20 protein-coding genes and 1 pseudogene are annotated in these 22,401 nt (G+C 68.0%); 17 read left to right on the top strand and 4 right to left on the bottom strand.

Going from position 1 to position 22,401, the window contains the following annotated elements; genetic code table 11:
- Window positions 1-286: 286 nt before the first annotated feature.
- The 3 genes from AB0M95_RS38875 to AB0M95_RS38865 all read right to left on the bottom strand — a co-directional run bounded on the left by AB0M95_RS38875 (window position 287) and on the right by AB0M95_RS38865 (window position 2,490).
- Window positions 287-1,087 (bottom strand): hypothetical protein, encoded by an 801-nt coding sequence (locus AB0M95_RS38875; protein ID WP_363776108.1) that lies wholly within the window; start codon window positions 1,085-1,087, stop codon window positions 287-289.
- Window positions 1,088-1,192: 105 nt separating this feature from the next.
- Complete coding sequence (locus AB0M95_RS38870) at window positions 1,193-1,627, bottom strand: hypothetical protein (protein ID WP_358526082.1); 435 nt, start codon at window positions 1,625-1,627, stop codon at window positions 1,193-1,195.
- A complete protein-coding gene (locus AB0M95_RS38865; protein ID WP_358526084.1) occupies window positions 1,624-2,490 on the bottom strand; it encodes an SAM-dependent methyltransferase in 867 nt (288 codons plus the stop codon). The genes AB0M95_RS38870 and AB0M95_RS38865 overlap by 4 nt, the downstream gene beginning before the upstream one ends.
- Window positions 2,491-2,698: 208 nt before the next feature.
- Here AB0M95_RS38865 and AB0M95_RS38860 point away from each other — a divergent pair, with 208 nt between their 5' ends.
- The 4 genes and pseudogenes from AB0M95_RS38860 (at window position 2,699) to AB0M95_RS38845 (ending at window position 5,704) form a co-directional block, all read left to right on the top strand.
- The gene (locus AB0M95_RS38860) at window positions 2,699-4,051 is read left to right on the top strand and encodes a helix-turn-helix transcriptional regulator (RefSeq protein ID WP_363776105.1); all 1,353 of its coding nucleotides are present in this window, start codon (window positions 2,699-2,701) and stop codon (window positions 4,049-4,051) included.
- The gene (locus AB0M95_RS38855) at window positions 4,051-4,581 is read left to right on the top strand and encodes a GNAT family N-acetyltransferase (RefSeq protein ID WP_358526087.1); all 531 of its coding nucleotides are present in this window, start codon (window positions 4,051-4,053) and stop codon (window positions 4,579-4,581) included. Before AB0M95_RS38860 ends, AB0M95_RS38855 begins: the two co-directional genes overlap by 1 nt.
- Window positions 4,582-4,816: 235 nt before the next feature.
- A pseudogene (locus tag AB0M95_RS38850) lies at window positions 4,817-5,038 on the top strand (helix-turn-helix transcriptional regulator); the annotation flags it as partial.
- Window positions 5,039-5,704 carry a DUF5753 domain-containing protein gene (locus tag AB0M95_RS38845; protein WP_358526208.1) on the top strand — a complete coding sequence of 222 codons (666 nt, stop codon included), beginning with the start codon at window positions 5,039-5,041 and terminating at the stop codon, window positions 5,702-5,704. It abuts the pseudogene before it with no gap.
- Here the strand turns inward: AB0M95_RS38845 and AB0M95_RS38840 are convergent.
- Window positions 5,689-6,477: a DUF6879 family protein gene (locus AB0M95_RS38840; protein ID WP_358526088.1), complete on the bottom strand. Its 789-nt coding sequence runs from the start codon at window positions 6,475-6,477 to the stop codon at window positions 5,689-5,691. The genes AB0M95_RS38845 and AB0M95_RS38840 overlap by 16 nt on opposite strands.
- Before the next feature lie 403 nt (window positions 6,478-6,880).
- On the opposite strand from AB0M95_RS38840, the gene fxlM reads away from it, so the two are divergent.
- The 13 genes from fxlM (at window position 6,881) to AB0M95_RS38775 (ending at window position 22,305) form a co-directional block, all read left to right on the top strand.
- Complete coding sequence (gene fxlM / locus AB0M95_RS38835) at window positions 6,881-8,158, top strand: methyltransferase, FxLD system (RefSeq protein ID WP_358526210.1); 1,278 nt, start codon at window positions 6,881-6,883, stop codon at window positions 8,156-8,158.
- Window positions 8,159-8,172: 14 nt separating this feature from the next.
- On the top strand, window positions 8,173-8,370 hold the full coding sequence (locus tag AB0M95_RS38830; RefSeq protein WP_358526090.1) for an FxLD family lanthipeptide: 198 nt from the start codon (window positions 8,173-8,175) through the stop codon (window positions 8,368-8,370).
- 71 nt (window positions 8,371-8,441) lie between these two features.
- On the top strand, window positions 8,442-11,561 hold the full coding sequence (locus AB0M95_RS38825; protein WP_358526091.1) for a lantibiotic dehydratase: 3,120 nt from the start codon (window positions 8,442-8,444) through the stop codon (window positions 11,559-11,561).
- Window positions 11,562-11,664: 103 nt separating this feature from the next.
- The gene (locus tag AB0M95_RS38820; protein WP_358526093.1) at window positions 11,665-12,801 is read left to right on the top strand and encodes a lanthionine synthetase C family protein; all 1,137 of its coding nucleotides are present in this window, start codon (window positions 11,665-11,667) and stop codon (window positions 12,799-12,801) included.
- On the top strand, window positions 12,783-14,975 hold the full coding sequence (locus tag AB0M95_RS38815; protein WP_358526094.1) for a thiopeptide-type bacteriocin biosynthesis protein: 2,193 nt from the start codon (window positions 12,783-12,785) through the stop codon (window positions 14,973-14,975). Before AB0M95_RS38820 ends, AB0M95_RS38815 begins: the two co-directional genes overlap by 19 nt.
- 263 nt (window positions 14,976-15,238) lie before the next feature.
- Window positions 15,239-16,387 (top strand): DUF932 domain-containing protein, encoded by a 1,149-nt coding sequence (locus tag AB0M95_RS38810; RefSeq protein WP_363776100.1) that lies wholly within the window; start codon window positions 15,239-15,241, stop codon window positions 16,385-16,387.
- A gap of 94 nt (window positions 16,388-16,481) precedes the next feature.
- Window positions 16,482-17,036, top strand: a complete 555-nt coding sequence (locus tag AB0M95_RS38805; RefSeq protein WP_363776097.1) for a hypothetical protein — start codon at window positions 16,482-16,484, stop codon at window positions 17,034-17,036.
- Window positions 17,027-17,569 carry a hypothetical protein gene (locus AB0M95_RS38800; protein WP_363776094.1) on the top strand — a complete coding sequence of 181 codons (543 nt, stop codon included), beginning with the start codon at window positions 17,027-17,029 and terminating at the stop codon, window positions 17,567-17,569. Before AB0M95_RS38805 ends, AB0M95_RS38800 begins: the two co-directional genes overlap by 10 nt.
- A 355-nt stretch (window positions 17,570-17,924) precedes the next feature.
- Window positions 17,925-18,437, top strand: a complete 513-nt coding sequence (gene ssb / locus AB0M95_RS38795) for a single-stranded DNA-binding protein (RefSeq protein ID WP_363776091.1) — start codon at window positions 17,925-17,927, stop codon at window positions 18,435-18,437.
- 86 nt (window positions 18,438-18,523) lie between these two features.
- Complete coding sequence (locus AB0M95_RS38790; protein WP_363776088.1) at window positions 18,524-19,705, top strand: hypothetical protein; 1,182 nt, start codon at window positions 18,524-18,526, stop codon at window positions 19,703-19,705.
- Between the two features lie 800 nt (window positions 19,706-20,505).
- Window positions 20,506-20,790: a hypothetical protein gene (locus AB0M95_RS38785; RefSeq protein WP_363776086.1), complete on the top strand. Its 285-nt coding sequence runs from the start codon at window positions 20,506-20,508 to the stop codon at window positions 20,788-20,790.
- Between the two features lie 20 nt (window positions 20,791-20,810).
- The gene (locus tag AB0M95_RS38780; RefSeq protein ID WP_363776084.1) at window positions 20,811-21,359 is read left to right on the top strand and encodes a hypothetical protein; all 549 of its coding nucleotides are present in this window, start codon (window positions 20,811-20,813) and stop codon (window positions 21,357-21,359) included.
- 754 nt (window positions 21,360-22,113) lie between these two features.
- Entirely contained in the window at window positions 22,114-22,305 is a 192-nt protein-coding gene (locus tag AB0M95_RS38775) for a hypothetical protein (protein WP_363776082.1), read from the top strand.
- Window positions 22,306-22,401 lie beyond the last annotated feature (96 nt).

Genomic DNA, 22,401 nt, shown 5'->3' with positions numbered 1-22,401 from the left:
CCACGTGCGCACCATGCCGGATGTTCTGGCTCATGATCTTCAACAGCACGAAATGATGCCTTCCTAATCGCGCTTCGGTAACTGAACCGCCAGCCACCTAGCAAAAGGGAATCGGTGGCCCCGGCGAAGGTCAGGGCTGCCGGGGCCACCGCGACCCGGCCGGGCTCAAGTCCAAGACGGTGGACGAGCCGCGCGACCGGATCCGCCCCGCCTGACCCGAACAGCGGGACGTATGGACGCGCGACGACGTGGGATGTGGGGACTCGCCACGTCGTCACGCGGTCTGTCAGCGCAGGGACTGCCTGTGCAATGTCCAGCGCTGCGCCGCGGCGGCGACCTGCTTCACGAACTGGCCGGGTTCGTCATGAACGACGTCACCCCAGAAGTTGGCCTGCGCCATGGCGAAGGCATCCAAGGCTTCGGGCGAGGCGGTGCCCCAGGCAGGCACACGAGAGGCGGCGCGCTCAGCAGCCGCCGGATCGTGGCCGGCCTGCATCAGCCAGATGACCCAGCATGCGGGGTCGATCCACGCACCTCCCTTGGTAGGCGAGGTCCAGCCCACCAAGTGCGCCTCAGCGTGCGAGACCAACACGTTCTTCGGGTGCCAAGCGGTGTGCAGCAGACGGTCACCTTTGAACAGTTCCGGCGTCTCGCTGTAGCGGGCCCATCGTTCCTCGGCCGGCCTTGCCTTGACGTCGAGACAAGGAAGCCGTCCCACGGCCCACATGATGTCGACGACGACAGCCAGGTCCGCCGACGCCGGTGAATAGTCGGCGTGACGGCCCTCCACGTACTGGAAAACCAGAAGATCCCAGCCGTCGAGAGTTACGCGCCATTCCAGTCGAGGGGATACCGGAACAACGAACGGGTTGATGTCGAACTCCCGGCTCAGGGTCCAGGCCCGCGGGTGACCCACCGGAAGCCCCCTCACGTAGTAGCCCCCGTAGACGGTTTCCGCGTAGGCCGAAACCACGCTGCCGGCCCCACCCGCGACCGGCCGGGTCTCGACGATTCCCCCGATCCGTCTCTCGACGGCAGCTATCACCGTAAGCGGCAGCTCGCCGAACTGGACGTTCGTTGTAGCCATAACGACAGACTCTCCAGATATATCAAGCCCCAGGCGTATCTGCGGGCGTTTGCAAGCCTTCACGGCCGATGCCGTTCATCCACGGCACCTTCTGCGGCTTGGCCGTCACACCGGCGCGATGAGCGCCCGCCGATGTCCCCCGAAGATCGCGTAATCACTCACCCGCGGGATCTCCAGCGGCTCGGGGACGTGGTTCAACACCTCCATGACCCGAGCCGAGTCCGGATGGCCGTCCCGCAACTCGACGTACCGCGCCGCAACGCGGCGGGCCGCGGTCACCGGGTCGCCCACCGGACCGGAGGCGTACTCGCAGTTGCCGCGCCCATCGAACCGGCCCGACCACCAGGAGTAGGTGCCGTTACGCACCCAGACCAGCAGGCCCGCCCAGACCGACAGCAACGCGACCCGGTCTGTGGTGTTGATGTCGGCGTGGATGCTCAGCTCAGCGAGCTCCCGATGAAGACGCTCAGCCGCCCGCGAAGCCCTCTGCTGCGGGATGCAGGCTCGCGGCCCGGCGCCACCGGACATCGACGCGCTCATGCCGGCTTGACCCCCAGGCCACACAGCGCCGGCAGCTTCTTGTCCTTGAGCTGCAATTCCGATTCAGGCCATTCGGGCCGCCACAGGACCAGGGGCACCAGGCCCGGGTCCACCAGCTCCAACCCGTCGAAGAACGCGAGGATTTCCGGCTCGGTGCGCAGCGCGACCTGGGAGCTGGCCTTGTCGTAGGCTTCGACGCCCTGCACCAGGTCGTCACGAGGCGTCGCGTGGGAGACCACGAGGCAGGACCCCGGGGGCAGCTGCTCCATCAGAGCTCTGACGATTTCTCGTGGCCGCTCCTCGTCCTGGATGAAGTGCAGCACGAAAATCAGCAGGACCGCGATGGGCTCGTCGAAGCTGAGGTGCGCTCGCAGATCAGGGTTCGACCGGATGGCCTGCGGATCTCGGATGTCTCCCTCGACCATGATCGTGCGCTCGTCGGTGGCCAGGAGCGCCCGGCCGTGGACCAGCACGACCTCCTCCAGATCGACGTACGCGACCCGCGCCGCTGGGTTCACGCGTTGAGCGACCTGATGAACGTTCTCCTGCGTCGGAAAGCCGGACCCGAGGTCCAGAAACTGGCGGATGCCCATGTCCCCGGCCAGGAACTCGACGGCGCGGCGCAGGAAATCCCGATTCGTCAGAGCAAGCTGACGCGCCTCCGGGAACTTGGCGATCACTGCGTCGGCCCCCTCGCGGTCGGCGGCGTAATTGTCCTTGCCGCCCAGGTAGTAGTCATACATCCGCGCCACATGCGGCGTCATGATGTCGATCTTGGGACGACAGTCGTCGGTCCCCTGGCTCCGCGCCCTCGCCCGATCGGGGGAACGCCTCACCAATGGCGGCGTCTGCTCGTCGTTCACGGCGCACCAGCCGATGTAATGTGCCCCATGGGTCGTACCTCCCGTTGCGACCAAGGCGCCCGTCAGGTGTATGCCCTCACCTCGACGGGCCCCGCTTTTTGAGTGACGTTGCACTATCGCTGCCCTGCGGCGTGTATGGCCCTGTGCAATGCTGACGGGGTAGCAAGTCGTTTCCAAGGCATCTATTTGTCCAATCCGAACTGGCCAAATGGGGGCCCAGGACAAGGGAGCTGCCATGTCACGCGCGCCAAAGCCCGTGGACCCGTCTCTCTCGCCTTGGCACACACTGGGCGCCGCGATACGGCATTGGCGCTTATTGCGGAACATGTCCCTTGAAGACCTCGCGCCGATCGCTCTGACCGACTTCTCCAATTTGGCGAAAATCGAGCGAGCCGAGCGTCAACCATCCGCTGACGTGGTGGAACGCCTGGACGAGGCCCTCGAGGCGGGAGGGTTTCTCTTAGCCCTGTACGCCGCCGCGGTCGATAAGCCGTCCTCCACAGCAATCCCTGCGGGTCGACCCCAGTGGGATGCTGAGGCCATGGACCAGCTCCGCCGTCGCCTTCTCAGCGGGATCGCCGCCGCAGGAGCTGTATCCGCGCTTTCGGTCTCGGACGGACTCGAACATCTGCGGGTGCTGCTGGACCAGAGCGTGGGACGGCCCGGGGTAGCGACCTGGGAGGAGACAGCCTGGGAGTACAGCTACATGGTGTTCTCACCGGAAATGGGCGACTTCATCCGCGACCTGTCTGTCGACCTGCTCGCACTTCAGAACTCCATGACCACCATGCGCACCTCTGAGACATCTCGGTGGCTGCGGGTCAACACGTCGATGATGATGCTGATGGCCTACGCGCTCGGTTGCGCGGGACAGTCCCGGGAGTCGCGCCACTGGTGGAAGTCGGCACAGCGGGCAGCGCAACAAACAGGCGACCGGGAGCTTCTCGCGCTCGTGTACGCCCGCGAAGCCGTCCAGGCTCTACATGAGGGCCGGCCAGTGCAGCTGGTGCTGTCTCGCACCACCGCCGCGCTGGACCTTACCCGGGGCCGTCCCTCCGTCGCCTCCTGCGAGGCTTATGGTGCTCGGGCCCACGCCCAGTCTCTGATCGGCAACGCAGCCGACGCCTGCGCCGACATCGATCAGCAGGCCCGGGACTTCGGTCATCTCCCGTCAGAGATCACCTCGGACCGGGCGTCGGTCAACGGGTGGCCGGAGTCCCGGGTCCTGTACACCCGGTCGTTGATCTACACGATCACGGGTCATCCGAACGTCGACACCGCCCAGCAGGAAACGATCAACGCCAACCCGGCTCAGTGGAGTCGCCAACGCGCTCAGGTCGAGCTGCAACGCGCCTTCACAGAAGTACAGCGCGGCCATATCGACTCCGGGCTCGCACATGCCAACGCGGTGCTAACCAGGTTGACCTCAGGCCACATCAACCGGTTCGTGCTCCACAACGCCGCCGCGGTCGCCATGGCGGTCCCTGCGATGGAGCAGGCCCGGCCTTCTGTGGTCGAATACCGGAGGTTACTCGCGTTACCGAGATCCGAGGGGACTTGATGAGCGTCGTTTTCCGGCACTACGACGGTGACCAGGCGGCGGAAGTGTTAAGCGAGGAGTACGTCGATGCCTACCTGGACATCCACGCGGAGCCGCCCTACAATTCCGGGCCGCTCTACCAGAGGGACAGGTACCTGGACCGTACCCGCGCACAGATGAACGGCGCAGGATTCCACCTGGTGTCCGCTCGGGACGGCGACACCCTGGCGGGGTTCGCTTTCGGGTTCCGTGTCCCCGCCGGCCGATGGTGGGGCGGAGGCCCCGGCCCCTCCCCCGAACTGGTCGACACCGACAACTTCGCCGTCGTCGAGCTCAATCTGGTCCGCCAGTACCGCGGCAAGGGGTGCGGCAGAAGACTCCTCGACGAGCTGTTGAGCGACCGCCCCGAGCCGTGGGCGATTCTGCTGTCCCTCCCGGACGCTCCAGCTCACGCCATGTACGAGCACCTGGGGTGGCAGGTGGTCGACACGATGCAACCCTTCCCTGATGCAGAGGTAGCCGACGTGATGGCGTTGAAACTCAGCGCCTGACCGATCCGAAGCCCACGGCTCTGGGTCCATTTGTCGAATTGCATTGGCCAAATCGATTCCCTTGGAATTACCGATGACGGTTGAACTCTCATAGGGAGGCGGTCATGCAGACGGCCACCACGTGGCGCGCTTAGCGCGGTACAGCTTCGCCTCTCCACGCCGTGCGTGCGTGTGTTCGGCGGCACCGGAATCTCTGGGGCGCCTCAGTCGCTGGGCTGGGCATAATTGTCACATCATGCCTCCGTCGCCATCATTTTCCGCTCAGGCAGCACGAGAGCTCTTGGGCAGCAAGCTGCGAGGTTTGCGGGAAGACCGGAAGATCTCGGGTCGGACGTTTGCGTCTTTGGCCGGTTGGAAGTCCGTATCGCAGGTTTCAATGATTGAGAACGGGCGGAGGACGATCTCAGCCCGGCATGTCCGGTTGTGGTGTTCCATCTGTGGCGCGTCTGAGCGCCGGATGGCGGAGCTGCTGCAGGAGCAGACGGCCGTCGCCAGGATGTGGATTCCGTATGAGCAGCTGAACAGGGGCGGCCTGGCGGCGGCGCAGAAGTCGATCCGGCAGCAGTACGAGGAGCTGACCCTGGCACGGTCGTATCAGCCGAAGGTCCTGCCCGGCATGGTGCAGACCGAGGCCTACACGCGTGCGGCGTTGACCGGGGTGATCGTCGAGCAGGCGGTGGAGACGGTTGATCCGGACGGCGAGGTCGCGCGTGCGGTGGCGGAGCGGATGGACCGCCAGAGGCTGCTTGGCCGGCGGGACGCCCGTTGGTTCTTCCTCCTGGAGGAGCCCGTCTTGTGGTATCGGCCGTATACGCGGAATGTGCACCGTGAGCAGTTGCGGCATCTGCTCCAGGTCCGGCGACGACCGAACGTGTTCTTGGGGATCATTCCGGTCGATGCCGACCGGCGGGCGGTCCATCCGGAGGAGGCGTTCGACATCACTGACGGTCATCTGGTGGCTGTGGAACTGGTGTCGGGGTATCTGTCGGTGACCCAGCCCGCCGAGGTTGAGCTGTATGTCGCGACGTGGGATCGGCTGTGGTCGCTTGCGGAGACCGGGGAGGCTGCGACGAGGAGGATCCGGGCCGCGCTCGCCCGGCTGGACGGTCAGGACGGCGTGTAGTCGGCGTGCGGGATGGCGCGTTCCCAGAGCATCTCGAATATTCCAACGATGGGCAGGATCTTGCGCGGGTCGGCCACGTATTCCATCCATCCGGTGTCGGTGCCGTCGCCGGCGGTGAAGTTGTAGGCGATGAGCCGTTGGTCGTACATGAAGAAGTCGGCAACGGGGTGTGGCAGGTCGTAGGCCCTGTGGCGGGGCAGCCATCGCAGTTCCTCGCCCGCTTTGAGGTTGCCATAGCTGATGGCGTGTTCCCAGCGGATGTAGTCGCTGACCGGCTCGGACACAATTCTCAGGCGGCGGAATCGGACGCCGCGGGCCACAGCCTCGCCGATCAGCTCGATCCAGGTCTCCCAGGGGTAGCTGGTGTCGCCGTCCTGCTGCCATTTGACGAAGGCCGGGTCGGTGGGGTCGTAGGTGTCGCGGGCCTCCAGGTGGACGACGGAGCGTTCGGTCGCGGCCAGCAGTTGTTCGAAGGATGGTTCGCCCGGCCCGGTCTGGCCTGGTTCGTAGGCGCCGGTTAGAGCATCGAGGAGGCTCCGTTTCAGGTTCGCCGGGGTCCAGATCGCGACTTCGTCGTCGGCGATCGAGGTGTGCCGGGCGAACTGGGCGAGGGTGGCGGGGTCGGTGATGCGTCGGCCGATCTGCAGGATGTCGCCGGTGCCGGGAACCACGAGGACGGCTGGGCATTTGTTGGCGGGCGATTCGTCGTCGATCCCGACGAAGTCGACGTCCCCGTCGGCTGCGCTGGTGGGGATGTTGGGTGTTTCAGGCATGGGGACTCCCAACCGAGACCGTTGTCGAGCGTGACCATCCGACCTTGACGGCCGCCCCCGGCCAGCGTCAAGGTCGCGGGCCGGCCGGTGTGAATGTCTGTGAACTTCCTGGCGTTCGGCGGTGCTGTGCGCGTATGCCTTCTGCGTAGCCCGGCAACAGGCGGGGAAGGGAGAACCGGTGGGCACCGGACGGTCGTCGCCCGGCGGGTCGCTCAGGTCGTCGAACGGGTTGCCCGCGATCACCACTGGGTCGTGGAAGGCTTCTGCTCAACCGATCCGGCCGGGGGAGGAAGCGCGCACACATGTCCGAGCTGTGCCGCCGGCTGGCTCGCCTGCGGTGCGACGCGCCGTGCGCCACGACCCACGATCACGACCCACCCACGAGGACAGCCCTGTGACTGACATGACGCCGACCGAAGAGACCGCCGACCCCGACCGCGTCGCGCAGTTGCGCGGTCAGGCCGTCGAGGAGCTCATCAAGGACGGCACGATCGTCTCACCGGCGGTCGAGGCCGCCATGCGCACCGTACCGAGGCATTTGTTCATCCCGGAAGTGGGCCCCGAGGAGGCGTATGACCCTTACCAGTCCGTCGTCACCAAAAGGGACACCGACGGCAATGCCCTCAGCTCGGTGTCGGACATGCATGTCCAGGCTTTCATGCTGGGACAGGCGCAGATCACGCCCGGCATGAACCTGCTGGAGCTCGGCAGCGGCGGCTACAACGCGGCGTTGATGGCCGAGCTGACCGGCCCGTCCGGCCGGGTGACCACGGTCGACATCGACGAGTGGGTGACGGACCGGGCGAGCCGGATGTTGGATGCGGCTGGATATTCGCGGGTGAACGTCGTACTCGCCGACGCCGAGGTAGGGGTGCCCGACCACGCGCCGTACGACCGGATCCTGGTCACGTTCGGGGCCTGGGACACCCCACCGGCTTGGGTGGAGCAGCTGGCCGAGGACGGCCGCTTGATGGTGGCGCTGAGGATGCGCGGGCTGACCCGCACGGTGGCGTTCGAGAAGGCCGGCGATCATCTGGTCAGCGTGTCGTCGAAGCTGTTCGGGTTCGTGGCAGTGCAGGGCGCGGGAGCCCACCAGGCCAAACTGCTGGTGCTGCGGGACGGTGAGGTCACTCTGCGGTTCGACGACGAATTCGACACCGATCCGAGCCTGCTGGAGGGTGCGTTCGACACACCCCGGGTGCAGGTGTGGAGCGGCGCTGTCATCGGGGCGTACGAGCCGCTGGACACAGTGCAGATGTGGCTCGCCACGACGCTGCCCGGGTTCTGCTGGGTTCTGGTCGACCCCGAGCGCGACACCGGCGTGGTATCGCCGCCACGTAACCGCACGGCCGCTCTGGCAGTCGTCGACGGCGCCAGCTTCGCCTACATCACCACGCGCACGGCGGAGAACGTGGCGGCGTCGGCGGAGTTCGGCGTGCACGCTTACGGGCCGGCCGCCGCCCACCTTGCCGAGATGGTGGCTGAGCAGCTGCGGGTCTGGAGCCGGGAGCACCGTGGCGGCCCCGGCCCGCAGTACCGCATCTACCCTGCCGAGATTCCCGACGATGTTCTGCCCGCTGGGCGGGTCATCGACAAGGTCCGCAGCAGGGTCGTGATCTCCTGGCCGCAGCCGGCGTCCACCGCCTCCGGCCAGGGCTTCCTGCGCCCCCCAACCCGATAAGGAGAGTGGTCACCATGTTCGACCTGCCTTCAGGCGGCACGGCACTGGCCGAGCCGCTCATCGGCGCTGATGAGGAGTTCGAGCTGGACGTACGTGTGGTCGTGGCCTTCGCCGCGCCCAGCCGAGCAGACTGCCCGACCGATGATGGCTGCGGCAACACCTGCGCGGGTAGCGCCAGCTCGTGCAACTCAGCGCCCGACGACCTGTCCTGACGAAATCCGGGCTGCCGGTAGGCCGCACGGCGTACCGGCAGCCCCTGCGGCCATGGCAGGAGGGCCGAGGGGTGGCCACTCGACGATCATCCTTTCAGTGGGGCGGCAGCGGCGCGTTGCTGCGCGCCAGCACGGATCCGGGAGGACTGGATCTGCCCGAAGACCTGGACTTGTTCGCGGCGGATGCCAGCGCGCGGGGCCTCGCGTGGCTGGCGCAGGTCGTGGGCCACGCTGAGGTCCGGGCGGCGCTGGCCCTGGCGAGCCCCGCGCTGATCGCGGCGATCGACGCGCTCCTCGCCTGCGAGGAGCCCGATGTCCGGCAGGTTCGCCGGGCGGTGGTGGCTATGGCGTCCTACCTGCTGCGCTGGCAGTGCCGGGCGACCCCGTTCGGCCTGTTCGCCGGGGTCTGCCTGGCCCGGATCGGCGCCAGGACCCAGGTGCGCTGGGGGAAGACGCATCGTACGGTCGTCCGCCCGGACGCCGCCTGGCTCGGTGACGTCCTGGCCCGGTTACAGCAGTGCCCTGAGCTGCTCGAGCGGCTGACCGTGGTCGCCAACAACACCGGGGGCGTGCGCGGCGACCGGTTCGTGGTGCCCGGTCCGGCACCAGACCAAGACCCCCACGCGCTGGCGCCGATCGAGGTATCGGTGCGCTACAGCAGTCCGGTGAACGCCGCTGTGGACGCCGCTCGCGAGCCGGTGGCGTTCGGGGAGCTGGCGACACTGCTGGCCGGGATATTCCCGCACGCCACCATGCAGCAGATCCGGAGGATGCTCACCGAGCTGGTGAGCCAGAACATATTAATCAGCAGCTTGTGGGCGCCGATGACGTGCCCCGACCCGCTCGACTATGTGTGCACGACGCTCCAGACCGCCCGCGCCGAAGACCTCCGCGACGTCGGTAACCTGGTACGCGCCCTGTACGCGGTGCACAAGGACCTGTCCACCGCCGCAGCTGAACTCCCAGGGCCTGACGTGGCCGCGCGATTGAGCACGTTGATCCAAGCCCCCACCGACAGCGTGCACGTACTCTGGGCCGTTGACACGATCGTGGACGGGGACATCCAGATACCAGAGCACGTCGCGCGCGAAGCCGGCGACGCCGCCGCCGCGCTGTGCCGATTATCGCCCTACCCGTTCGGGTCCGCGCCCTGGCGCGACTACCACGCCCGCTTCCGCGCCCGCTACGGCACTGGCACGCTGGTGCCGGTCCTAGAGCTGGTCGCCGACAGCGGCCTGGGCCTGCCTGCGGAATATCTGGGCTCGGGATGGGGGCGTGCCGCCCGGCCTGCCACCGAACGGGACGAGAAGCTCCTGGCGCTGATCCAGCGGGCCACCATCGACGGCAGCGGCGAGATCGTCTTGACCGATCGGATCATCGAGGACCTGACGGGAGGCAACACCGCGAAGATGATCCTGCCTCCGCGCGTCGAGATCGCCGTGGAGATCCACGCCTCATCCACCCAGCAGCTCGACCGCGGCCACTTCACACTGATCGTGACCGGCACACCACGTCCGGGCAGCAGCATGGCCGGCCGCCACGCCCACCTGCTGCCACCGGACGACCGCGACCTGATCGCCGCAACGTTCACCGCGCATGAGCCGGACACCATCGCCGCCCAGCTGTCGTTCCCGCCACGCAAACGCCGCAACGAGAACATCACCCGCACCGCACAGTTGCTGCCGCACCTCATCTCGTTGTGCGAGCATCACGCCAGCGACGACCACCTGATCTCGCTGAGGGATCTCGCGGTGACCGCAGCCCCCGACCGGTTCTCCCTCGTGCGAATCTCCACCGGACAGCGCGTTGAGCCGCGCGCCCCACACGCGTTGGAGGCGAGCGTTCACACTCCGGCGCTGGCCCGGTTCCTGTCGGAGATCGCCACCTCCCGATGCGCGATGTACCGGTCGTTTCACTTCGGGTCCGCCGCCCACCTGCCCTACCTTCCCCGCGTCCGCTACCGGGAGCGGACGGTCCTGTCCCCGGCACGGTGGCTGCTGTCGGCAGACGACCTTCCGGGAGGGGACGCGTCAATGACCGCATGGGAGAACGGGCTTGAGGCATGGCGGGAACGCTGGCGGGTGCCCGTCCACGTCGCCGTAGTCGACCACGACCGGCGTCAGCCGATGGATCTCAGCCATGGCCTGCACCGGTTGCTACTACGTACCCGCCTTCAACGCGCCGGCCGCCTGGAACTCCGCGAAGCCCCCCACGCCGACGACCTCGCCTGGCTCGGCCGTGCCCACGAGGTCCTCATCCCTCTGCGCCTCACTGGCCGGACCGCCGGCCCGCCCTCTGCGGCGTCGCGACACGCCACTCGGCCAGGCGCCGTCCCTACCGTCCTGGTCGCCGCTGATGCCGGGCACCTTCCCGGTAGGGCGCCGATCCTGTACGCGCAGTTGCATGGGCACCCGGCGCGCTGGGAGGAGATCTTGACCGGGCACCTGCCGGTCATGCTCGACGGCCTCGGGGAGGCGGCGGCGCTTTGGTGGTTCCGCCGTCACCGCGTCCTGAGCCGCCCCGAGGCCGACCCCTACCTCGCCCTCTACCTGTCCCTGCCTGACCTCCTCGCCTACGGCACGGCCACCGAACACCTCACCGTGTGGGCAGAGGGGCTTTTCCGGGCTCGCCTGCTGGCGCACTTGTCGCTGGCGACCTATCACCCGCAGCCGGGACGCTACGGCCACGGCACTGCACTGGATCGTGCCCACGAGGTGTTCGCCGCCGATTCGGCCGCCGCCCTCGCCCAGATCGGCCTAGCCACCGATTCCGGGACGCACCCACAGGCCATCGCTGCGGCGAGCATGGTCGACCTGGCCACGGCCTTCGCCACCCATGCCGCCGAAGGACTGTACCGGCTACTGTGCGAGCTGCCGCGGGAACACGTACGGCTGGACCCCGCGCTCCGCGACCAAGCCCTGGGCCTGGCAGACCCCACGGGTTCCTTCCAAGCACTCGCCGCCCTGCCCGGCGGGGCGGAAGTGATCGCCGCGTGGAAGACCCGCGCCACCGCGCTCGCCGCCTACCGGCAGGAACTGGCCGGCCAGCGCGACCCGCTGACGGTACTGCGTCCGCTGCTTCACCTGCACAACATCCGCGCCGTCGGGGTCGACCCCGACCGCGAGCGCGTCAGCAACCAGCTCGCCCGCTCCTGCGCTCTACGCCACACCGTCGCCCGAACGGGGCAATGAGGTGTCTGCCCCGCCGATTTCCGCGGCCTCCCTGACCGAGACGGCCGAACAGTACGCCGCCCACCTTGCCTCCCCCGAACCACCGCCCGACAGCCGGCCTTGGATGGCCCAATCCCTCACCCAAGGCATCGCCGGGACCGCGCTGCTGCACATCGAACGGGCGCACCTGAGATACGGCACCTGGCAGCAGGCACACCACTGGATCACCCATGCCGCCGCCGGCCAGATCAGCGCCAGTGACACCACCGGCCTGTACCTCGGAGCGCCCGCTATCGCATTCATCCTGGACGCCGCTGCCGCAGGCACCAGCCGGTACCGGGCGGGCCTAGCCGACCTCGACCGGTACGTGGATACGCTCGCCCACCACCGCGCCGACGCGGTCCATGCCCGCGTCCAGCGCGGCGACCTCACGCATTTTCGCGAGTACGACGTCTTCTTCGGCCTGAGCGGGATCGGCGCGCTGCTGCTGCGCCGCGACCCCGGCGGAAACGCGCTTGAGCGCGTCCTTGAGGCTCTGGTAACGCTGACCCGGCCCTTGCCCGTCGACGGACATATGCTGCCCGGCTGGTGGGTCGGCCACGACCCGCACCGCCGATTCTCCGACGCCTACCCCGGCGGCCACGCCAACCTCGGGATCGCACACGGCATCACCGGCCCTCTCGCCCTGCTGAGCCAGGCGATGCGCCTCGGCATCACCGTCACCGGCCAGGCTGAGGCCATCACCACCATCTGCACCTGGCTGGAATCCTGGCGGCAAGACAGCAAGAGCGGCCCGTGGTGGCCGCAATGGATCTCCCGAGCCGACCTGCGCACCGGCCGCCCCACCCAGCGCGCCCCAGGGCGTCCCAGCTGGTGCTACGGCACCCCTGGGATCGCCCGCGCAGGCCAACTGGCCGCCATCGCCACCGCCGACCATCGGCTGCAGGCCCGCTACGAAAACGACCTCACCCGCTGCCTAAGCGACCCGGCCCAGCGCGCCCTAATCACCGACGCCGGCCTGTGCCACGGCACGGCCGGCCTCTATCAGACCACCTGGCGAGCCGCCCGCGACGCCACCTCCCCGGCACTCGCCGCCTGGTTGCCGCACCTGGCCGCCGCCCTCGCCCAGCACGCCCAGTGCGATACCACCACCGGCCCAGGATTCTTGGAAGGCGGCGCCGGAACCGCCCTGGCCCTGCACACCGCCGCACACGACACCGCGCCGACGTCGGAATGGGACGCATGCCTACTGATCCACTGATCCCCCGCATCCCCAACACAGACCCCGCCCGCGAAGCCGCGGTACTGGCCACCGAACGCGCGATCCTTCACGCCCTGGCTGGGGCCCCGCCAGATGCCGACCTCGCGGACGGAATCACACCACCAGCCCTCGCCGACGCCATCGAGATCTACCGGCAGGCCGGACGTGCGGCCCTCGCCGAGCAGGCCGCCTCACCCTGGTGGCAGATCCACCTCGAATTCACCGACTGGAACTCCGCCGAGCAAGCCGCCGCCGACCATCTCGCGCCGCTCCTGCACCGCGTCCAGACCGACAGCCTGACCAGCGCATGGTGGTTCATCCGCAAACACCCCTGCTGGAGACTGCGGTTGCGGCCAGGAGCTGACGGCCAGGCGATGAGACCGTGCCTCGGTGCCGCGCTGGATGCCCTCGCCGCCGCAGGCCGGATCCGCCGCTGGTGGCCTGGCATCTACGAGACCGAAACCGCAGCGTTCGGAGGCCCCGCCGCCATGCAGGCCGCCCACGATCTCTTTGATGCCGACAGTCACGCCATCATAGCCCTGCTACAAGGTGACCACAGTGGCCTCGGCCGCCGCGAGCTATCCCTGCTTCTCTGCGGCATCCTGCTGCAATCCGCCGACCTCGAATGGTACGAGCAAGCCGACGTCTGGGACCGCGTCTCCCAGGACCGGCCGCTCCGAGCCGACGTCCCAGCCCGCAAGATCACCGGCCTGAGCGACAGCCTCATCACGCTGATGCATGCAGACACAACACCTGAAGGACCGCTGTTCGGCTCCGGCGGGCCTGTCGCCTCCGCCGCTGGATGGGCCGATGCCTTCCGCCAGACCGGCCGCACCCTCGCATCCCAATCCCGCACCGGAACCCTTCGGCGAGGACTCCGCGAGATTCTCAGCTACCACATCATCTTCCACTGGAACCGGCTTGGCATCTCCACTCGGCAGCAGAGCATCCTGGCCGTGTCCGCGCGTGCCGCCATCCTCGGCCCGCCCGCGCCAGCCCGCAGGATGACCGTCCGGCCGGGCACCGCTACGGCATCGCCATCGACCGAGACCCTGGCCAGTCTCGACCAGGCGATGATGCGGCTCCCGCTGGTGCCTCAGGCCCGGCTACGCTGCCTCGACCTGGAAACCCGGGTCCGCCACGTCCGTGACCACGCCACCTCCTGCCACCTTCCCACCGAAGTCGAGGAACGGATCGACCGTGCCTGCTCGGCCTTGAACCTGGCCGCACTGATCGCAGCGGACAGTGCCATGCCGTCCTACGCGGCACAGCTATGCGAACAGCAATTCCAAATCTTCCACGCCGCCTGGCCACTCGAAGGACGCACCGCCATCGCTTCGCTCCAGCCACTGATCAACCTCGCCCGTCTCGACGGCAGGGCCGGTGACCCCGACACCATGTTCCAGACACTCGACCAGATCAACCGCGCAGTCAACCACGGCGGCAGCGCTGAGGTCCACGGCACATCGATCTGCTTCGACGGCTTCACCATCACAGCCGCCGACGGCGCCAAGGTCAAGACGTGGCTCCGCAATGTCCTACGTCAGGATGGAACCCGTGCACTGGTCGCCGCCGGGCACTGGGCAAAAGCCGCAACGCACGCCGCCCACTACGACCAGCCCGATCAGCACATGCGCGAAGGCCGCCAAACTCGCATCATCACCCACAGCATCAACGGGAACACCGATTCCGCCCTCTCGCTCATTGACACCAGCAAGACCACCGAACCGTGGGAACAATCCGTCGCCGCGTGCCTACGCATCCACGCTCGTGCGAGAGTTGCACACCCAATCCACGCCGACCTCATGACCGTGCTGGCCACGGCCGGACGCCTACCAAAATCAGACCAGAACATTACAATGTTCCGCATCCGGCTCGGCCTCACCGCCGTCGACCTCGCCCTCGCCCTGAACCACGAATTGGCGAATCTCCCGCGCGCGCTCATCGAAGAAGCCGCGCAATCCGGCGACGCTTATGCCTGCCAGGAGGTGTTGAGCCATGCGCCGTGTCGAACCTTCACGACACCGGCTCAGGCGGAGGCTCTCCTCGCAATCGTCGAACGGGCCGCACTCGGCCAAGGCTCCATCGCACCGCATCTCATCGAGGAACTCACGGCATCCGCCCAGACCGCCGCGACTGTCCTTATGCAAGCCCTTAGCGAAGGCCGAGGCTGACGAAGCACTCTACCGCTTTCCGCTTGGGGGCGTCGGGCTGTGCCCTCCCGGGCGGTTTTGGTGTTGCGTCGTCCTGGCGGAGGGCAACCCGGCTCTCGCTGCGCTCGTTCCGGCCGGGACAGAGATCTTTTCCTCCTTCGTCGGAAAACATCTTGTCCACGCCGGACCGCCGGGTTGCCCTCCGCGGGCGGCCGACGCATGGAGCTCTTCCGCCGGGAGGGCGGGCCCTCCGTCCTCCCCCGGACCGGAAGGGACCAGCGTCCATGACCACGCCTGCACCAGCCGAGGTGCTCACGACCCGGCACGCCGATCTGAAGGACCTGGTGACGCTGCTGCGCGACCAGCAAGGCCGCAAGGTCGACGTCGTCGCCCCGCCCACCGCGCTGCGCGCTGAACGCGGTCGCCTGATCATCTCCGGCACCGAGCCCATGCTGACCCCGACGGGCGTCACCAGCACCGACGGCGTCTACCGGCCGACCGCCACGTGCGAGAAGGGCATCGCCGAGAAGCTCAAGATCAATCTGCCTTACCTGCGGAAATGCCGTGACGAGGCAGTCGAGTTGTGGGACGTGAACGTCAACGGCTGGCTGGACCGGATGCCGAGCGACCACAAGTTCCTGATCCGCGGGTTCCGAGGATCAGGCGGCGGACCCGGCATCGCGCGGGCGCTGCTGTCGGATTCCTACAAGCGGGTCGATCATCTGGACGTGCTGACCGCCGCGCTGGACGGTGTGGAGCAGGCCGGGGTGCCGATCACGATCCAGGGCTGTGACCTGACCGAGCAGCGGATGTACGTGCGGGTCTACTCTCCGGCCGTCCAGGTCCTGGCGCCCAAGCTGCTGGAGGGGTACCGAAGTCCGTTCACCGGCGCGGAGGGCGCGGCCAACCCGGTGGTCTGGGCCGGGTTCGTGATCACCAACTCCGAGACCGGGTGCGGAGCCGCCGCGATCACTCCGCGGATCGTGTTCCAGGTCTGCGACAACGGCCACACCATCACTGCCGACTCCCACCGGGCCGTGCACCTGGGCGGCAAGCTCGACGAAGGGGTCATCGACTGGAGCGGGCAGACCCACCAGAAGAACCTGGAGCTCATCACCGCCAAGACCACCGACGCCGTCCGCCGCTTCATGACCCCCGCCTACGTGCAGAAGATCGTGACCACGATGGAGGCCAAGGCCGGAGTCCCGATCGTCCGCCCGGCCGAGACCATCCACCTCGTCTCCCAGCAGCTCCGCTTCTCCGACCAGCAGCAGGACGCGATCCTGGGCCACTTCATCAAGGGCGGCGACCTCACCGCCGGCGGCGTGATGCATGCGGTCACCTCGGTCGCCCAGACCCTCACCGACGCCGACACCGCGCACGAGATGGAATCGCGCGCCCTGCAGGCACTCCAGCTCGCCGCTCGCGGCTGACGCCTCCCCTTCTCCGCACCATCTAGCCCTGCTTGGCATTCCGCCACGCGGGGCTCTCGCATTTCCCGCCCCCTTCACACACGTAGAAAGGTCCATGATGACGCGTCACCTCCAGGCCGTCCCCGCGGCTTCCGGCGTCCGTTCCATTCAGCCAGCTTGCCTGAGTCGCCCGCCGAGCGAAGACGAGGCCGAGACCTTCACCAGCCGTGGCCTGGCCGAGCTGCTGTCCCGGGCTCAGCCCGGCGCCGGGGAGATCTCCGTGCAACGGTTCGAGCGTGACGACGGAACGCTGATCATCTACATCGACGCCGGTGACGTCGTCGCGTTCATCTACGCCGGCCGCCCTGCCACGGCGGGCACGCAGGCCGATGGCCCGCGCGATCCGGTCGTGCTGGATGTGCACCTGCGGACCGAGGCGGGCGAGCAGCGGCTGCACGTCCTGGTCGATGGTGCCCCGGCTCGGCTGCTGAGGCTCGATCCCACGCAGTTCCAGATCCGCACGGCTGCCGGTCGCCGGCGCCGCGGCCGGGTGCTGGCCTGCCTGCGCTGCGGCAGCCGAATCCGCGCCGCAGGTGATCTTCTGCATGCGCTGCTGGAGGCCGCCGCCGCGCACCGCTGTCCTGCTCAGGAGGCGGAGTCGTGCGGCTGACCACCTACAACGGCCATCACCTGGTCACAGCACCGGACAGCGCCACGACCACCGGATGGTGGTACGTGCCGGACTGCCGCCTGCACGTCAAGATGCACGATCGTTGGCGCGCGGAGGTCTGGCACGATCCCGACCGGCTGCACACGGCCCTGTTGAGGATCTACGACCATGCCCGCGGCACGGTGTGGCTGGAGACCTCCTACACCTGCGGCATCCCCGGCGCGGTTCCGTTCGAGCGCGCCGATCAGTTCATGCTGGAGGGCCGGATGCCCGGCTGGGGCGAGTGGCCCACCGAACCCACCAGCAGCGGCCGCGTCCCGATGGCCACCTGTGTGTACTGCCGCGGCCCGGTCAGCCACGCCGACCTGCTGGTGATCGGATCCGGTCCCGCCCTCAGCAGTGTCTACCGCGAGCTGGCGGCCTGGGCGCCCCGCGCCCACCGTTCCTGCCACCAGGACCACCGGCGCCGGCAAGGCCCCTGCGACGCCCCAGGCACCGCACCGCCGACGGCGACGCAGGGGAACAGCCTATGACCTCCTCCGTACGGGGCGTCCACTCACCCGGCGACCCACTGGTACGTGCCGTTCTGCTCTCCGTCCGCGACGCACTGGCGGTCACCTACCTGGTCCGGCTGGGCGGGACAAACGGGCAGCGCCCGGCTCGGGCACCTGGCGGGAGGGGACGCTGGGCGGCGTCGCCCAGCTGTCCAGCGGCGCATGGGCGATAGCCGCCTACGCCGACCGCGCCCACCTGCTGCACGGCGGCGGGCCGGTCACCTTCCTCGGCAACGTCGACGACCTACCCACCGCCGTCGCGTCATTGATCACCCATTGGCGGCCGACCGACCGCCGCTCCACCATCTCACCCCTCTTCTGAAAGGGCACCTCAGTGAGTAACGAGACCACCATCACCGTCGTCGGGAACCTCGTGGCCGACCCCGACCTTCGCTTCGTCCCCTCGGGCCGTGCCGTGGCCAGCGTCCGCGTCGCCTCCACACCACGGTTTCGCGATGGCACCACCGGCGAGTGGAAGGACGCCGAAACCCTGTTCATCACCTGCAACATCTGGGGTTTGCAAGGCGAGAACGTCGCCGAGAGCCTCCAGCGCGGCCACAAGGTCATCGTACGGGGGCGCCTCAAACAGCGTTCCTACGAGACGCCGGACGGCGAGCGCCGGACGGTCGTGGAACTGGACGCCGAGGACATCGGCCCCTGCCTGGGCAACGCCACCGCCAAGGTCACCAAGGCCCAGCGCGTCACCGTCCCGAACTCTCCCGCCGACCTGCCGCAGTCCTCTTCCGACCCTTGGACCGCCCAGGCGGCGGCACCGGCCCCGGATCCGTGGACGGGTGCGCCCGTCCCCGCCGGCCTCGGCACGAACGCGGCAGAGCCCCCGTTCTGACTGCTGCCCGGCCGCGAAGGCCGCAGTCCGGGCACAGGCTGCGGCCTTCGGCGTTTCCCCCCGAAGCGACGGAAGAAGGGAGGTCAATGGTGGGGAAGGTCGTCCTGTCTCTCGGCATGGGTGTCGACTCGGTCGGGGTGCTCACTCGGTTCCTGCTCGAACCAGAGACCCGCGATTTCGACGTAGACGATCTGATCGTGATGACGTCCATGACAGGTGATGAATTCTCTGAGACGGCAGAGCACATGGAGAGGTTCGTTCTCCCGCTGATGCGGCGTTTCTCGGTCCGGTACGTGCAGCTTTCCCGGGGAGGTCAGCTCGCCGCTTCGCGGTATGCGGTGCTCGACGACTCCCGGCAGCCGCAGCACATGCGCATGGCGGGCCCCTGGCGCCTGCGGGATGAGCAACTGGGCAACGGAACCGTGCCTCAGTTCGCTGGCAACAGACGTACGTGCTCGATCAAGAGTAAAGGAGAACCGCTGGACTGGTGGAAAGAGGACCATCTGGATGGACAGCCTTACCAGCACGTACTCGGGTTCTCCGCTGAGGAGGGTGACCGCATCCTCAAGGACTCCACCTACGCCTCTTCGTCGCGGCTGGCCCGCTTTCCGCTGGCGGAATGGGGCTGGACACGCGCAGACACTCTCGGCTATCTCCACGAAGTGTTCTCCACGGTATGGCCGAGGAGTTGCTGCGTCTATTGTCCGTTCGCATTGTCGGATCCGGAGTATCTCGCCGGCAGATGGCGCAGAGAGCCGGAAGGCGCTGCCCTGGCCCTGCTCATGGAGCGGCGTTCCATAGCCCTCAACCACCGGGCCACGCTGTTCTCCCGGGGCAGCGCCCTGCGGTTCGCGATCGACCACCAGCTCCACCACGTCCTCGCGCTCACCGAAGAGATGCTGCACGGCGGGCCATGGGCCCTGTACGACGTGCGGCGCATCTATCACCCCGCGACGGATAAGCAGACCCGCCGGCACATCGCGACCAAGAAAGGCACCGCATGGCGAAGCGTCAAAACGCTCGCCGAAGGAACCCGGAACCAGATGGCAGGCGAGTTGCACCGCCTCGCCCGCATCCACCGAACCGAACCGGGCACCGATGAGTTCGCCATCACGCGCGCTGTGATCCGCGCGCCGGACGTGGGCCGCTACCCGGCCACCGAGCAATTCCTGAGCGTCGGCCCGGCCGGTGTCCACGACAAGCAGCGCAAGAGCTTCACAGGCTTGTGGACCCGGCTCGTCGATCAGACCTCCCTGTTCGCAGCTTGACACCGGGCCACGTTCACCCTCGGCATGCAACGGGCGGACGTGGCCTGAGGAAACCTCATTTCCCTGAGTGATCGCGAGGCCCATAGCCGCACCGGCTGTGAGCCTCCTCTCTTTCCAATCAGCGCCCCCGCCCCGCAGCGGCATGGCAGTCGGCCATGCCGCCATCCCAATTCACACGAAAGGAATCGATCGAATGAGCACCGAACCGAGCCGTAAGTACACCGTTCATATGGGCTTCACCCTCCAAGTGCCGGCGCGGCACTGCGGCGAGGCCGCGGACCCGGCGGCACGCCGGTGAGCGGTTCGGCCGTGACAGCGACGCGGTGGCGTGGACCAGCCTCCCGCAGGCCACGGCGTCCGCCGGACCAGGGCCGAACGCACCCCGTGGCCATCGACCCGGCGTTCACCCCTTCCCGTCCGAGAGGTGGTGGCGATGAGCGTTCGTGACCTCGGCTCCGCTCACTTCTCGCATGCCGAGCAGCGGGGGTTGATCCTGGCATTGGCCCAAGCGCTGCCCGGCTCGTGGACGATCGCCGAAGACCGGTACGGCAACGGCAATCGGTGGGAGCTGCACGAGCACAACGGTGTCTCGCTCCGGATCTCGCTCGGCCCGGTCCAAGCCGCAGTCTGTGGCATTCACGAACTGCCCGGTGATCATCGCTCCTACGGCTATGGGCTTGAACGCCCCACGATCCGGTTCTCCTTGGCCAAGACCTCCACCCAGATGGCCGCCGAGATCGTCCGGCGTCTGCTGCCAGCGGTTCGCCAGGACACCCGCAAGCTCGAACAGGCCATCTGGCGTGGCGAGCTCCTCACCTCCAGGCGCCTGCGCACCCTGCGCGCGGCGCAGCGGCCGGCTCGGCGGCCTGTCCTGGTCGCAGGGCACCGATCGAGGCCGCGCACCCGGCTACGAGCGGGCCGGTGCCTACGACCTGGCTGGGCTGCACATCGCGGTCGAGTTCACCGAATCCTCCGCCAATGGCGACCACGCCGCGGTGACCGTCTCCCGCCTCAGCCACGGCGAACTGCTCACCGTCATCCAGACCGTCGCCGACCTGATCAACGCAAGAAGGGCACCCCAATGACCACCAGCCCTTCGACTCCGATGGCCTCCGGCCGACGCGGCGCACACCTGACCGGTTATGACCTCAGCGGAACTCCGGTGTTGCCGATCTATACCGACGTGCGGGAACCCGCGCAGGCTCTGCTCGCAGACCCTCGTGCGGTGATGCTGCGGCGACGGCCGGCCGCCAAGGAGTACATCGTCCAGACCGACGCGGTGCCTGACGGCGCCTGGCCAGGTGGCGACGACGTCAGATGGACCAGCATCGCCACCCGCGACCAGCTTCTGGACCACACCGTCGATCACGCCGCGTGGCCCGACGTCGGCCCAGCGCCCTCCGCTCCGCCCTCGGCTCAGCCGTTTCCTGACGCGGTGACAGCAATCCGCGGCGAGGTCTCGACCATCGGTCACTCCGCCGGCGAAGCAGCCGAAGCCCTGGACCTCGACGAATCCGACACCGACGCGCCGGCCGACCGTTATCTCGAAAATCTTCCGATCGCCCTCGGCAGTATCCACACCACCGCGCAGCGCACTCTCACCCAGCTCGCCCGGTTCTTCGATCCACGCACTCGCACGACACGACGCCTATGAACAAAGACCCCAGCAACCCGCCCGAACCGGGCGCGCGGTCCCGATCCGTACCTGAACCGAAATCGGCGCTGAAACCGTCCGTGCCTTGGGTCGCGACCAGATCGAGACGGCGATCACGGACCTGGTGTGGCGGCCGTTCATCCCTGTCGTCCGAGCCCAGCTCAACTTTATCGACGCAACCGCGATCAGATCCCTCATCACCGGTTTCCGGCTGCCCCGAGTCCTCAGCATCGCAAACGACGATCCCGCTGAGCAGCCGCCTCTGCGTGGACGACACCTTCAGCGTGTTCGTCGTCAAGTGCCACTACCGCAACGGCGTCGCCCACCTCTACGCCATAGACACCGGAACCACGCTGATCGTCGTCGCCAGCGACTTCACCGACCGGGGCAGAGCCCGACCACGCGGAACCCGGCCAGGACGGCGGACAGCGGTAACCGGCGCGGTCCGGCGTCGGAGCCTCGCAGACGCCGGCCGCCGCGCCAGGTCGTTCGTCCTCGCGCGCTCGTTCCTCGCCCGCTGCGGGCGCTCCACCCGGCGCTCTGGCTGCCGTCGCCCGCGCGAGACGGCTCGCACCGGCCCTCGCCGACGTCATCCCTCCTCTTCCTTTAGGAGTCGTCCTTGCCGTTCCCGCTACTGGAGCCGTCTCGTCTACGGCGATGGTGTGTATCTGACCTCGACCAGCACCGCTGCGGACCCGCGCGAGCCGGTCTACGCCCAGGGCTTCGCCCCTGCCCGTGACGACTGGCGTCGAACGTGGCGGACAACGGGCTGTCTGACCTGCCCGGGACCGGTGTGGTGTTCGACAGCGAGCTCAACGGTTCGGGCCTCCTGGAGACCCTCCGCAACGGGCTGACGGCATGCCAGAACCTGGTGACCCTTACCTACACCGAAGGGTTCACCCCACGCATCGACCTCGCCAGGCGACATCCCGACCAGCCCCTGTGATCACCCCGACGCCTCAGCGTCGGCCCTTGCCGAGAGCGCCCGCGACAGCTTCCGCCGGGCGCTCTCGCCGTTCACCCGCCTCTTCATCCCCTCCAC

It is taken from the genome of Sphaerisporangium sp. NPDC051017, assembly GCF_040683095.1.
Classification (GTDB): Bacteria; Actinomycetota; Actinomycetes; order Streptosporangiales; family Streptosporangiaceae; genus Sphaerisporangium.
Note: the sequence above shows the minus strand (reverse complement) of the source record. Positions and strands in the feature narration are given on the sequence as shown.

What these genes read in the sequence shown, in the direction of transcription:
- AB0M95_RS38855 (WP_358526087.1), top strand. Translation starts at nt 4,051, where the DNA reads ATGAGCGTCGTTTTCCGGCACTACGACGGTGACCAGGCGGCGGAAGTG.
- AB0M95_RS38875 (WP_363776108.1), bottom strand. Translation starts at nt 1,087, where the DNA reads ATGGCTACAACGAACGTCCAGTTCGGCGAGCTGCCGCTTACGGTGATA.
- AB0M95_RS38820 (WP_358526093.1), top strand. Translation starts at nt 11,665, where the DNA reads ATGGCCCAATCCCTCACCCAAGGCATCGCCGGGACCGCGCTGCTGCAC.
- AB0M95_RS38810 (WP_363776100.1), top strand. Translation starts at nt 15,239, where the DNA reads ATGACCACGCCTGCACCAGCCGAGGTGCTCACGACCCGGCACGCCGAT.
- AB0M95_RS38840 (WP_358526088.1), bottom strand. Translation starts at nt 6,477, where the DNA reads ATGCCTGAAACACCCAACATCCCCACCAGCGCAGCCGACGGGGACGTC.
- AB0M95_RS38870 (WP_358526082.1), bottom strand. Translation starts at nt 1,627, where the DNA reads ATGAGCGCGTCGATGTCCGGTGGCGCCGGGCCGCGAGCCTGCATCCCG.
- AB0M95_RS38790 (WP_363776088.1), top strand. Translation starts at nt 18,524, where the DNA reads ATGGTGGGGAAGGTCGTCCTGTCTCTCGGCATGGGTGTCGACTCGGTC.
- AB0M95_RS38860 (WP_363776105.1), top strand. Translation starts at nt 2,699, where the DNA reads ATGGGGGCCCAGGACAAGGGAGCTGCCATGTCACGCGCGCCAAAGCCC.
- AB0M95_RS38845 (WP_358526208.1), top strand. Translation starts at nt 5,039, where the DNA reads ATGGCGGAGCTGCTGCAGGAGCAGACGGCCGTCGCCAGGATGTGGATT.
- AB0M95_RS38780 (WP_363776084.1), top strand. Translation starts at nt 20,811, where the DNA reads ATGGCCTCCGGCCGACGCGGCGCACACCTGACCGGTTATGACCTCAGC.
- AB0M95_RS38815 (WP_358526094.1), top strand. Translation starts at nt 12,783, where the DNA reads ATGCCTACTGATCCACTGATCCCCCGCATCCCCAACACAGACCCCGCC.
- AB0M95_RS38805 (WP_363776097.1), top strand. Translation starts at nt 16,482, where the DNA reads ATGATGACGCGTCACCTCCAGGCCGTCCCCGCGGCTTCCGGCGTCCGT.
- AB0M95_RS38830 (WP_358526090.1), top strand. Translation starts at nt 8,173, where the DNA reads ATGTTCGACCTGCCTTCAGGCGGCACGGCACTGGCCGAGCCGCTCATC.
- fxlM (WP_358526210.1), top strand. Translation starts at nt 6,881, where the DNA reads ATGACGCCGACCGAAGAGACCGCCGACCCCGACCGCGTCGCGCAGTTG.